We start from the raw sequence: 12,005 nt of genomic DNA, 5'->3' as shown, positions 1-12,005 counted from the left end.
GCATGACCAACCGTGATCCTAAAATAGAGAAAATTGAAACCCTCCTCGATAAATTAGGCAATACTGCAGTAGAAAGTTTTCACTATGTGGCTTTATTTATTATTGGCTGTATGGTGATTTGGTCGGCTGGTCATACTGTTTATGAGATCCTAACCGTTAAACAGTACGCCTCGATTGATGATATTTTACTGTTATTCATCTACTTAGAGCTGGGTGCAATGGTCGGTATCTACTTTAAAACCAACCACATGCCTGTTCGTTTCTTAATTTATATTGCGATCACTGCCCTCACTCGGCTACTCATTTCGGACATCCAACACGACCACAAAGCCGATATGGATTTAGTCATTATCACAGGCTCAATATTAATTATGGCTCTTGCCATTCTGGTGGTTCGTTATGCGTCATGGAATTATCCTTCGGTGATTCGGGATAAACATGCCGACAAACCCTTAGCTGAAGGCAAAACACCACGTCCACAAGATGATGAACTCGCTTAATTTTTATTGACCACTAAAAAACCCTCCGTCTAAACAACGGAGGGTTTTTAGTATCAATCAAAGATTCATTTATTTTGAATCTGGCTCTAAAGCGTAGCGTCCATTTTCAAAAATCCAGTGCATGCCTTCAGGTGGGTCTGGTAGCCCTAAACGTCGCCAATCGGTAATCAATACATAATCACGACTTTCAATGCTGGAATCACCATCCCCATACACATAGCTATTAGTTTCCTGACTATAAGTTGAATAACTAGGTGCTCGATAAATAATACTCACACCTGGTCGCATCGGATACCCGCCATGAGGAGGATGGTGCGGAGGTGGTCTGTGATGAGGAGGCTCAATTGGAGGCGGTGATGTAGGTCGCGTGGTTAAACCCTGATAAGGCCCCGCATAAGTTGGAAAACGTTGCGTTTGCGAAGTCAGCGGTTTTCCATAATAGCGCGTCACTGGTTGAGCAAAACTCAGTGCAGGAAATAAGCTGAGTAAACTTATTCCATAGATTATTTTTAAATATTTCATCATCTTCCTCCACTGAGGTGAATATTATTATTTTAAACCAATTTAATGGATAAAAAATGTACAAACTGTCGATTTTAGATCATTGCTGGTTATCGTCGCTATAAGGTGACAAACTGGATTTCTTTGAAAATCAAAAATCACAGGAGTTTTCAGTTTATACTTAGCCTTAGTTTATAATTGTATTGGATGATCACGCCGTGGCTGAATTAAGTTTTGATCGACTCTATGAATATTTTTGCAAAGTTCCCAGTATTCAAAAAAATCTGATTGATGCTTATGGTACAGATGGAAAAAGTGCGTGGTGGTTTAAGTTCCAAATTGATGTAGATCATCCTTTGGCATGGCAAACCGTGCAAGAACTTGGGCATGTGTTGAACTATATTTCTAAAAATGAGCGCCTCCCGACACAGTTTTTACCTGTCTCACCTCCACCGTACATGAATGGTGAAGCCAAGCAATTCTTAGCATGGGTCATTCAGTGTAACCACGCTGACTTTCCACCCGATGTCATTTGTGACTGGTTAGAAGCACGTCTGCCAAGTCCAGTAGAAAATGCTGAAAAATGGAAAATCAAAACCGATCTACATGAACTCGATAAGATGACCGATAAAGATTTGGATCAAATCATCCCGCCCAATCCTGAGCAGTAAAATCTTAAAAATTAAATCTCCCTCAATCCCTCTTTAAAAAGAGGGATTTTTCATCTTGCACAATATAGGAGAAGTACCGCTTTTCATGAAACGGCAAGAAATGGAAAAAGGAATTCGAAATTAAAACGTCGACAAACCACTCCACTCCATAAAGCGGTATAGCCCATATTTGAGTTTTGACTCATCTTTATATTGCTCATAGTCCACACTCATTTGACGACCATTTAAGTTCGACCATGCCCCATCAAAATATTGCTGAGCATCTGTAAACACCGCTGCTTTAGACTGACCAATCACACGTAAATTAGTCTCCAAGTTATAATTTTTCAAATTACGTGCAGTAAAATTCGCTGAACCCAAAATGAGCTCTGCTTCTTGCGCATGGCGTTTTAAAACCATTTTGCTATGACACTGTTCCCCTTGAGTATTACACCAACGCACTGTAATACCGGCATCGTTAAGCTCAGACGCAACTTGGCGGTTGGGGATTCCATTCTTTTGACGACCAAATGCATCTTTATTGGGATCGAGTAAAATCCGAAGTTTAACGCCACGGTTCTGTGCATCTTTTAAAGCATTGATAATTTGACGCTCAGACAAATAGAACATCGCCAAATCAATCTGATCATTGGCTTTTGCGTTATTCAACAAGTTGAGTGTTGCATCTAGGATTGCTTTTTCAGTCAGCACTTGAACTTGAGGCTGGGATGGACTGGCTTCAAACTCCCCCATAATCACCATCGGTACATCGCCCTGAGACATGTGAGCCACAGTTTGCTCTGTTTTCAAGACATCAATTGCGGTATTGCCTGTCACCAACAGCGCTACATTGGAATGTCGCGAACTGCCATCATGCGGATTCGCAGATGTCACCAAGGTCTTCCAACCTTGTGCGGTATCGACCACTAAAGTTTTGCGATGATTGGCTTTAAAATTAAATAGGTTTAAATAGCTGCGTAGCGTAATTTTTCCATCCCCAAATGGATTGCCTAACCAACCACCATCGGGATTATTGCCTGCATTTTGACAACAGATATACCAAAAACCTGACCAAACAGGGTTAGAAGCACGGAGCGGACGTAAATCAGTTTCGATCACATCCACACCCGCCTGACGCAGTTTACGGTAATGCTCAGGTAAGAGCCCGCCATAGACTGAGTTAATCGGGTCAGTGATGACTTTGATTTCAATATTCGGATGCAAGCTACGCTTGACAATCAATGCATCGGTCAACTGACGAGTCAACGCCCGTTGTGATACTTGAGATGTACCCACTTCATCATTAAACAAGAACATATCCAGCACAATCGTGGTTTGTGCATCTTCAATCAACTTAAACACTTCGTTGAAAATATGGTGATCTTGTTGCTGTTTACCTTGTGCATCAATATAGGTTTGATCTGCAATAAATTTGACATCGGCATGACGTAACTTGCCAGTATAGTCCAACCCATCAGGCAGTGGTTTAACAGTATGATAAACCGCTGAGCTTAAGTAAGTTAGAGCCAGCAAGCCCACCACGACACCAACGTAACGAGTCGCAGTCCAGTTGAGCTTTTGATGTAATTTTCGAAAGATACGCATAACAAAAAACCTAGTCCAATATGCTCAGACTAGGTTTTATTGTTTGATTTTTCAAGAGGATTTCTGTTGTCGATGTTTTGGCAACCTCTCCACAAAGGAGAGGAAGCACCTCTTCTTTACGGAAAAGGTTGGGTTGAAGCTTGAAGTAGCATTTTAGAAACTAAAGTCGAGCCCAACTGTGAAGTTACGCCCCACTTGTGGAATGGTCGATAGGAATGAAGCATGCGAATAAACCGTCTCATCCAAGAGGTTATTGGCTTTGAAATACACACGATAATCATTGCCCTGCATATATTGACCATTATACGCCAAGCCAAGATTTACCATGTTATAGCCCGCAGTTTCCGTTTCATAGCTTGCAATTCGATCTTGCTCAAATACATGGTAATACTCTGCCGTACCCGACCACGTATCACTAAAGTTTGCATTCACTTTGGTGCCTAAACGACCAGCAGGCACTCGCGGAGCATTTTCATTGTCAATTTTGCCACGTACATAGTCACCAAACACGCTCATCTTATACACATCATTGATGGCATAAGACGCTTCTGCTTCAGTCCCATAAAAACGCGCTTTGTCTTGAGTGTAGTCTACTAGACGGAAGTTTTCATAACGGTCAGTGGTTTGTGCATAAATATAGTTGTCATACCAGTTGTGGTAGACATGCACGTGATAATCAACTTTATCCGTGTCGTAATGGAAACCTAACTCCAAGTTATTGGATTTTTCAACATCGAGATTTTCATTACCACGTTCATAGGTATTGGTCGCTAGGTGGTTACCATCAGCATAAAGCTCTTGCGCTAAAGGTAAACGCTCTTGATGAGATCCAACTAAAGACAGTTTATAGTTGGGTGCAAACATCCAGTTCACAGCACCCGAATAAGATACGCCATAATCATCATAGTCTTTTCGATCAGACTCAATATCAATGGTCTGCTGATCGACACGCGCACCGAATTCAAAATGGAAGTCCTTCCACTGCTTATGTTCTAAACCAAATACGCTCCATTTTTGCGTCTTGGTTGGGTCTAAAATGGACTCTTCACCAGTGATATCTAATTTTTGTTGATTGTACTGTACGCCAACCACACCTTCCCAATCTGCAATTGACTGATGCACCAACTCTAAACGCGCATCATAACCCTTACTTTTAAAGGTGGTTGCAACACTATCGCCTTCAATTTCATCATGTTGATAATCAGTATAACTGGCATGCGCACGTAGTTTATCGAACCCTACAAACGGATTTAAGACTTCTGTACGGAAATCATAACGTTCTGACTTTAAGTCAACCCAAGGCCCTGCCTCGTGTTCTTCATGATCATGGTCATGCCCATCGGCACCACAATGTAAATGGTCATCGTGCGGATGACAGCTTTCATATTCATGATTATGCCCCGGTAGACCATATTGATCTTGACGATTGGTATAGGCGATACCCGCAAAACCGCGCTCCCCAATCCATGAACCCCCTATACTGACAGTTTCACCTTTGGCAAAGGTATTTCCAACACGGCGTTCTTTTTCGAGTTCACCCTCATGCTCATGGTAGTAGTTCGGGGCAATATAGTCATTTGCTTCACGCTTTGAACCCTCAACCCGTAGAGCAAACTGACTTCCCAACGCAACAGTCGCCCCAGCACTTGCCAATTTTTCGTCGCTACCCGTGTTGTAACGTAACCCTGCCGTACCTTCGATACCCTTTTCAGGCATGCTTGTTGGAATTTTTTGGTCGGTCACATTAACCAAACCACCCACGGTGCCTGCACTATACAATAGGGTTGAAGGACCACGAATGATTTCAACTTGTTTCGCCAAAATCGGATCAACCGTCACGGCATGGTCCGGCGATAAAGCCGAGACATCAGCGGTTTCTGAGGCGTGTTGTAAGACCTTCACTCGTGGGCCATCTTGACCACGAATCACTGGTCGGCTTGAACCTGAACCATATTGATTTGAATACACCCCCAACTCATCTGCCAAAGCATCTCCAATGGTCGGTGCACGTTCTTTTAATGTTTTTTGCTCAATCACCTGATCGGCGACTGCAAAGTCTGCCGCTGTTTGTACCAAAGGATGGGCTTGACTGGTCAACGTTTCTAGTTGTGTTGTTGCTTCCTCTGCAAAAACCCCTGGTGCGACGACAGTAAAAATAGAAAGCGTAATCAAATTTTTATGAAAAGACATGGAACTGACTCAAGTTACAAGTTTTGAATATTGTTATAATATAACATTCCATTTTTATTGCAATAAAAAACATTTCTATTTTAAAAAGCAGTTAAACTGAATCATAAATTTTAAGTCTATGTAATTTAAGACATAACAATGCCCTTTACCATTTCACATGCTGTTCTCGCACCTCCCTTAGCCAAACTCAGTGGTGACCGATTGCCAGTTGCGGCGATTGCCATTGGTTGCATGACTCCCGATTTGTATCGACTGTTTACGCAGACCAGTTCAAATATCACCCACTATTGGACGTCACTGATTCACCCTGATCTTTGGATTGGACTCAGTTTTTGTATTTTATGGTATGTGCTATTACGGCCCTGTTTTTATCGTTTTGTGGGCATTCAGCATGAGCTTAGGCTCAACAGTGCAATGCGTATTTTTAAATTTTTAACAGGCACCATTCTGGCAGTACTTCTCGGTACGGCCACGCATTTATTCTGGGATGGACTCACTCATGCTGACTTCCGAACCTTATTTTTTCAGGACTTTTTAAGCCAGAATGTTGCTCTGCTAGGACACCCATTCCCACTACACCGTATTTTACAAATTGGGACATCGGCGTTGGCTCTGCCTTTGTTGGCATGGATGAGTTGGCGTTATTACCAAACATACCAGCAGCATTTTCCTGTCAGTTTAAAAATCAGGCGCTTTGCCATTGGGCTGTTCATATTCAGCCTTTTGGGTGGTCTAGTGAGTGTTTGGGACTATGCGCGTTATATCCCTACGCAAGTTTGGCAGTCAGACCTATATTATTTTACTGGGCGGAGTATCAATGAATTTAGCCAAGTCGCTTTACTGATATTGATCTTTGGCTGCATTCTGTTTTTATTTTTAGATCGTGATCACCGTTTAGGCTAAGTTTGCAGCAAGACTGGCAAGCAATTTTATACCTTTTTTAAGCTATACCTTGAGACTAGGTGTCCAAAGAGGCATAATCCTACCTTTATTTCTGGCGGTACGCTGTTTACGTATTCGCTACCTTTAGCCATATAGTTGGATTTTTAACGCCATGATGCGAACTCATTACTGCGGTTCTTTAACCGAAGCTCAAATTGATGAAACAGTAACCCTCTGCGGTTGGGTACACCGTCGCCGTGACCACGGTGGTGTCATCTTCCTTGATATGCGTGACCGTGATGGTCTTGTGCAAGTGGTTATTGACCCTGACACTCCTGAAGCATTCGCAACTGCGGACAAAGTACGTTCAGAATTCGTATTAAAAATTACAGGCCGTGTGCGTCGCCGTTATGCAGGCACAGAAAATGCCAATATGGTGAGCGGTCAAATCGAAGTTTTGGGCAAAGAAATCGAAGTTCTTGCGGCATCTGAAACACCTCCATTCCCATTGAATGATGACAACACCAATATTTCTGAAGAAATTCGTTTAAAATACCGTTTCTTGGACATCCGTCGTCCTGAAATGTTAGATCGTTTACGTTTCCGTTCTAAGCTAACCAACCTCATTCGTAACTATTTCGAAGACAATGGTTTCTTAGACGTTGAAACCCCGATTTTAACCCGTGCAACACCTGAAGGTGCACGTGACTACTTAGTGCCAAGCCGTGTATCTAATGGTAGCTTCTATGCACTTCCACAGTCACCACAATTATTCAAACAATTGTTAATGGTGGGTGGTATTGACCGTTACTACCAGATCGCAAAATGTTTCCGTGATGAAGACTTACGTGCAGACCGTCAGCCTGAATTCACCCAAATCGACGTTGAAACATCGTTCATGAGTGACGATGACATTATGGATTTAATGGAAACGTTGACAGTTAAGATGTTCAAAGAACTGCTTAATGTTCAATTCGATAAATTCCCACGCATGACCTATACAGATGCTATGCGTGACTATGCATCGGACAAACCAGACCTACGTATTCCGTTGAAATTGGTTGACGTTGCAGACCTGATGCAAGAAGTTGAATTTAAAGTATTCGCAGGTCCTGCTAAAGATCCTAAAGGCCGTATCGTTGCATTACGTGTTCCGGGTGCAGCTTCTTTACCACGTAGCCAAATTGATGAATACACGAAATTTGTCGGCATCTACGGTGCGAAAGGTTTAGCCTACATTAAAGTAAACGAGCTTGAAAAAGGCATCGAAGGTTTACAATCTCCAATCGTGAAATTCATCGAGCCGATCGTGCTTGATCTATTGAAACGTGTAGGTGCAGAAAATGGCGATATCGTGTTCTTCGGTGCAGACAAAGCTAAAGTTGTCAACGATGCCATGGGTGCTTTACGTATTAAAGTCGGTCATGACTTGAAGATGTCAACTTGCGAGTGGGCACCGCTTTGGGTGGTTGACTTCCCAATGTTTGAAGAAACAGATGATGGCAAATGGACCTCTGTTCACCACCCATTCACACTGCCTAAATCAAGCGTTGAAGATGTGAAGAACAACCCAGGTGCTGCGCTTTCTGTGGCTTATGACATGGTGTTAAACGGTACTGAAATTGGTGGTGGTTCACTACGTATTCATAACCTAGAAATGCAAAAAGCAATCTTTGAAGCTTTGGGTATTGGTGAAGAAGAAGCCGAAGAGAAATTCAGTTTCTTACTCAACGCATTACGTTACGGTGCTCCTCCACATGGTGGTTTGGCATTCGGTCTAGACCGTTTAGTCATGCTCATGACAGGTGGTGCTTCTATTCGTGATGTGATTGCATTCCCGAAAACAAAAACTGCTGAATGTCCATTAACTCAAGCGCCTGCACCAGTTGAATCAAACCAACTACGTGATTTGGGTATTCGTTTACGTGAAAAACCAAAAGCTGAAGAAACTAAATAATCTTTAGATTATGATTAAAAAAACCCTGCCATATGCAGGGTTTTTTATTTAAGACAAGGCAGTCTCCTCCCCCCTAGATCCGATTTTTCGCTTCAAATTTTCCAAAATTTCCTTTGAACTTTTGATCTATCGCACTTACAGTGGGTCACGATAGTCTATATTTTATTGCAGCAGTTCTGGCACTAAAGCATTCTGTTGATTTATTCATTTATTTTGTTCTTAAGATACTCATCTTTTTTTGATTTTATCTATCTTAGATTTTTAAGTCTCTTTGCAAAATTTTCTCTCATCACATCTTTTGCATAAGATCTCTGAGTTTAAATATGGCTATGTATTATTTACTTAAAAGCATTTCAATTTTGCCATTACCCTTTCTACAATACATCGCTCGCGGAATTGCACACCTTCTTTATTATAGTGATTCTTCAATCAAACGTATTACCAGCATCAATCTGCAATTGGCCTACCCTAAACTCGCTCCAACAACACTCCAGAAACGCGTTCATCTCAGCATTCAAAGCCAATGTCAGACTTATATTGAATTCTTAAAATGCTGGGGCATGTCACCCCAATACAGCCTAGATTTACTCAAAAATATTCACGGAGAATCTGTCCTCACAGAGGCTTTAGCCAATAAAAAAGGCGTGATTGTGGTTGTTCCGCATTTCGGCTGTTGGGAACTGTTAAATGCATGGTTAAACGTCTATACACAACCCATGATCATGTATAAACCCTATAAAACGAAGGGAGTGAACCGCTATATTTTAGAAGCACGCCAGAAGTTTAATGCGACTCTTGTGCCTACTGATGAAACAGGGATCCGCAGTATCTTCAAACACTTAAAACAAGGTGGACTGACCGTAATTTTACCCGATCATCTGCCAAAACCGAGTGGCGGTATTTATTCATATTTTTTCCAACAACATACATTATCCGCAACTCTTGTCTCAAAAATGGCCGCCAAAACGCAATGTAATGTGATTGGATTAAGTTGTATTCGTAATACGGATGCAACGGGTTTTAATGTGTACTGTACTAAGTTATCTCAAGAGATTTTATCGAAAGACCTACAGCAGTCTGTGGACTGTTTAAACCTTGCCATGCAAGACATGATTAACCAAGCACCTGAACAATACATTTGGTCCTATAGACGTTTTAGAAATTGTGCAGGCAAGATCAATGCGTATAAAAAGTTGCCACCCGTATAAATGCTATAGAGCAAGACATGATCCAAACAGGACGATAAGATAAAATCAAAATTATTTAGTTTAGGCTTGATTGGCATACTTTTATTTATTTGAGATCAATTCTCAGCAATGGCATAATAGCGTCCTGTTTTATATCAGTTGTGAGCAAGCAAATGGCTATGCGTCCTGAAGTCCGTCGTCGCGGTATTGTGCTAATTGTTTTTGCTATCGCGCAATGGTTGTTCATGCGTTACATACTAGACAATCAATTGTTTAATTTAACAACCTATAATCGGATTGTCTTTTTCTGTGTAAGTAGTCTTGCAGGTGCTTTTGTGATCTTTGTTGGCTTAATTTATATGGTCTTGAAAGGCAATGCGGATAAACCAGAGTAATCATATTACGACTCTAAATACACTTTTTGTTGATGATCAAGCTAGCAATTATGTATAGCAACAGTGCCGCTAAGGCGGTACCTATTGCTTTTTTTGCAGCATAAAAAACATGTATTCGCAAACCAAAAAAACTTTAATTTACCTGTAGATCTTGGTTTAATTAAATCACCTATTACCCAATCATGGCTGATTATGCTTATTACACATAAACTGATCACAAGAAAATACTCCCAAGCATGATCTTATTTAGTCAGATTCTCAGTTAAATTTAGAGTACAGCCTAGAGAAATATCCAATAAATATAAACTGTTTTAGGAAGCGTTGCCCCCTTAGCCGTCGTATAAATAGGCCTAAAAATAGATTGAGACCCGTATGAGACAGACATCATGACCAACAAAATAATCTTAGTGATGCCCAGCCATAGTAATTTTGCGACAGCTATTCAGAAAAATTTAGAATTCCATAACTTTGAAGTCAAATTCATTAATAGCTCACCTGAAAATATCCAAATAATTAAACTTTCACGATGGATGAATATCTACACGCTTTTCCGAAAATTATTCTTGGCTGATTTTTCATATAAGGATAAAGCAAAAGATGCCATCAAACAGCGAATCATTGCCGAAGAAATTTCCAAGGCTTTACAGAATAATACCTTTGATTATGTACTCGTCATACGTCCAGACTTAATTGATAATCAACATTTAGAATTATTAAAAGCAGGTTCGAGTCACCATTTTATTGGCTACCAATGGAATGGCATAGAACGCTTCCCTAAAACATTATTATCTGTTGATTTATTTGACCATTTTTTTGTATTTGACCCAGAAGATTTATCAAATCCAAACTACAGTAGTTACAAATTTCAAGGTTGTACCAATTTCTATTTTGATGTGTACCCTCCAAAACCCAACTTACACACAGGTACTGTTGCCTACTTTGTAGGTCTACATTTTGACGACCGCTCTCAACCAATTGATCATTGTGCAAAAGCGCTTATTGAGCATGGTATTACTTTAGATTTCAATATTAAATTTCGCCATGGTGATCAAGCAGATGCGCAAACGCAATATCACACTTCAGAAATAAAATTTATCAACCAAAATATTGACTATGAGGATAACCTTCAACATATTAATCAAGCAGATATATTGGTAGATGTAGTCAATCCAGTGCATAAAGGATTATCTTTCCGCACCTTTGAAGCACTGTATTATCAAAAAAAATTAATCACCAACAATGCGCAAATACGCAATTATGATTTTTACCATCCCAACAACATTCTGATTTGGGATGGCAAAAATTTAGATACATTGAAAGACTTTTTAGACAGTCCTTATGTCGCTGTAGATCCACAAATTCTTGAGAAATACAGCTTTGGCAACTGGATCAGGTATATTTTAAAAAAGGCTCCCTACCAGCAGATCCAACTCCCTCTACAGCAGCCCTCAACACCATTTACATGAGGTCTTGAAGTTCAAGCTGTATATCAATTCCCAATTGCTTTGCCCGTGCGTTAACAACCGCGTGACGCGTCAAAATTTTTCGTGTGCTTTTTGCTAAAGTGGTTGAGCGCATAAACCAACGGTAGAACGCATTTCTACGCTGATATTTTTGCACCCAACGCATGTCTCTACTCGCCTGTAATTGTTCGATAATCGGTTCAACCGTATCCCCGTATGCTTTACGTGATGTGTCAAAAATAAAGTTATACTCGGGCGGTAGCTTTTTGAGTGTAACGCGTTTTTCTTCGACCCATGCATCCAGTAATTCCTGCAATACAACCTGATCCCAACGATCAGGCTCAGCCAACTGTCTTTTTTCCCATTCATCAACCAATAGACGTGCATTTGGGGTATCGTTGATAAACAGCGTGGCACTAATTAAACGATTATTATGAATATAGTGCACCGCAATATCTTCTGTGATTGATTCAAAATAAGGTCGAATATCTTCGAGAATAATCGCATCGGCATCTATATACAAAATCGGCCCTTGTAGCTCATGCCGAACTTTTGCAATATAACATGGCTTAAAAGCAATAATTTTTTGCCAATCATCTTTGGAAAAGCTTTGAAAATGTACATCTATACCAAATTTATTTGCCGAGCATTTTAAAATATTCGCATGCTTCGTAT

The 12,005-nt window shown here is 40.7% G+C and carries 11 protein-coding genes; 7 read left to right on the top strand and 4 right to left on the bottom strand.

The features are described from left to right. Positions 1 to 2 precede the first annotated feature (2 nt). Positions 3 to 500 (top strand): phosphate-starvation-inducible protein PsiE, encoded by a 498-nt coding sequence (locus tag GBI16_RS07670; protein ID WP_110974673.1) that lies wholly within the window; start codon positions 3 to 5, stop codon positions 498 to 500. Positions 501 to 569: 69 nt separating this feature from the next. Here the strand turns inward: GBI16_RS07670 and GBI16_RS07665 are convergent, their stop codons facing one another. Beyond that, a complete protein-coding gene (locus GBI16_RS07665) occupies positions 570 to 1,022 on the bottom strand; it encodes an RcnB family protein (RefSeq protein ID WP_086210422.1) in 453 nt (150 codons plus the stop codon). A gap of 197 nt (positions 1,023 to 1,219) precedes the next feature. On the opposite strand from GBI16_RS07665, the gene GBI16_RS07660 reads away from it, so the two are divergent. Next, positions 1,220 to 1,672, top strand: coding sequence for a hypothetical protein (locus GBI16_RS07660; RefSeq protein WP_086210423.1), 453 nt, complete (start codon positions 1,220 to 1,222; stop codon positions 1,670 to 1,672). A gap of 120 nt (positions 1,673 to 1,792) precedes the next feature. On the opposite strand, the gene GBI16_RS07655 is transcribed toward GBI16_RS07660, so the two are convergent. Together GBI16_RS07655 and znuD are read right to left on the bottom strand one after the other, a co-directional pair. Further along, positions 1,793 to 3,256 carry a phospholipase D family protein gene (locus tag GBI16_RS07655; RefSeq protein WP_086210424.1) on the bottom strand — a complete coding sequence of 488 codons (1,464 nt, stop codon included), beginning with the start codon at positions 3,254 to 3,256 and terminating at the stop codon, positions 1,793 to 1,795. 153 nt (positions 3,257 to 3,409) lie between these two features. Then, a complete protein-coding gene (znuD, locus tag GBI16_RS07650; protein WP_151706843.1) occupies positions 3,410 to 5,446 on the bottom strand; it encodes a zinc piracy TonB-dependent receptor ZnuD in 2,037 nt (678 codons plus the stop codon). Between the two features lie 138 nt (positions 5,447 to 5,584). Between znuD and GBI16_RS07645 the strand changes: the two genes are divergently transcribed. From GBI16_RS07645 to GBI16_RS07625, 5 genes are all read left to right on the top strand, one after another. Continuing rightward, complete coding sequence (locus GBI16_RS07645; protein ID WP_086210426.1) at positions 5,585 to 6,349, top strand: DUF4184 family protein; 765 nt, start codon at positions 5,585 to 5,587, stop codon at positions 6,347 to 6,349. A 151-nt stretch (positions 6,350 to 6,500) separates the two neighbouring features. Beyond that, entirely contained in the window at positions 6,501 to 8,285 is a 1,785-nt protein-coding gene (gene aspS, locus GBI16_RS07640; RefSeq protein WP_151706842.1) for an aspartate--tRNA ligase, read from the top strand. 323 nt (positions 8,286 to 8,608) lie between these two features. Further along, entirely contained in the window at positions 8,609 to 9,493 is an 885-nt protein-coding gene (locus tag GBI16_RS07635) for a lysophospholipid acyltransferase family protein (RefSeq protein WP_151706841.1), read from the top strand. A gap of 152 nt (positions 9,494 to 9,645) precedes the next feature. Further along, entirely contained in the window at positions 9,646 to 9,867 is a 222-nt protein-coding gene (locus GBI16_RS07630; RefSeq protein ID WP_086210429.1) for a hypothetical protein, read from the top strand. A gap of 386 nt (positions 9,868 to 10,253) precedes the next feature. Next, positions 10,254 to 11,333, top strand: a complete 1,080-nt coding sequence (locus GBI16_RS07625; RefSeq protein ID WP_228267822.1) for a hypothetical protein — start codon at positions 10,254 to 10,256, stop codon at positions 11,331 to 11,333. On the opposite strand, the gene GBI16_RS07620 is transcribed toward GBI16_RS07625, so the two are convergent. Next, positions 11,326 to 12,005: putative nucleotide-diphospho-sugar transferase (locus GBI16_RS07620; protein WP_228267821.1), on the bottom strand; the 680-nt coding region annotated here is incomplete at its 5' end. The genes GBI16_RS07625 and GBI16_RS07620 overlap by 8 nt on opposite strands.

Source organism: Acinetobacter sp. TUM15064 (assembly GCF_008980265.1).
Taxonomy (GTDB): domain Bacteria; phylum Pseudomonadota; class Gammaproteobacteria; order Pseudomonadales; family Moraxellaceae; genus Acinetobacter.
Note: the sequence above shows the minus strand (reverse complement) of the source record. Positions and strands in the feature narration are given on the sequence as shown.